The following is a 571-nucleotide window of genomic DNA, read 5'->3' as shown; positions in this document are numbered from 1 at the left end:
ATTTTCATCTTTTTGAGTAAGGACCGGCGGAACATCAAAATCCTTCATCATGATACAGGGGGATACGTGCTTTATTGGAAGAAGCTGGACAAAGACCGTTTCCTCCTGCCTGTTTTCTGCAAGGCCAGTCATCGTTATGAAATCGGTTGGGAGAAACTCGTGGTTCTGCTCCAGGGTACTGTCCGCAAAGAATTACTCGTAGGGTAGTACGAGGTTACAGAAGAATCGATTGTATGCGGTTATATATCTGACTATCAATATATTAATATATTAAAAGTCTTGCATAAGTCAGTTTTTTTTTGTATATTTGCGACATGGAAGACAAGGAAACGATCAACATATTAATCGCCCAGCTACTGTCAAAGGATGATGAGATCCTGCGGCTTCGAAACCTGCTTGACGACTTGCAGCGTGAACAGCAGTCGGGTAATATGCAGATCCTGTCTAAACTTGACAGGGCACTTGAGGAACTGAAAAGCATGAGACATGACAACAAGGCGCTTTCCAACCGTCTTTCTCGGACCCTTGAGGCCAAGTCAGCCGCAGAAGAGAAAATACAGGAGCTTTCCAG

General features: G+C 44.0%; 1 protein-coding gene and 1 pseudogene. Both read left to right on the top strand.

What is annotated here, in order from left to right; all coding sequences use genetic code 11:
* On the top strand, positions 1-207 hold a 207-nt coding region (gene tnpB / locus HMPREF0106_RS00015; RefSeq protein ID WP_032851733.1), incomplete at its 5' end, for an IS66 family insertion sequence element accessory protein TnpB.
* 107 nt (positions 208-314) lie between these two features.
* A pseudogene (locus HMPREF0106_RS00020) lies at positions 315-571 on the top strand (IS66 family transposase); the annotation flags it as partial.

Origin of the sequence: Bacteroides sp. D22 (assembly GCF_000163675.1) — a bacterium.
GTDB lineage: Bacteria > Bacteroidota > Bacteroidia > Bacteroidales > Bacteroidaceae > Bacteroides > Bacteroides xylanisolvens.
This window is presented reverse-complemented; position numbering and strand designations above follow the sequence as displayed.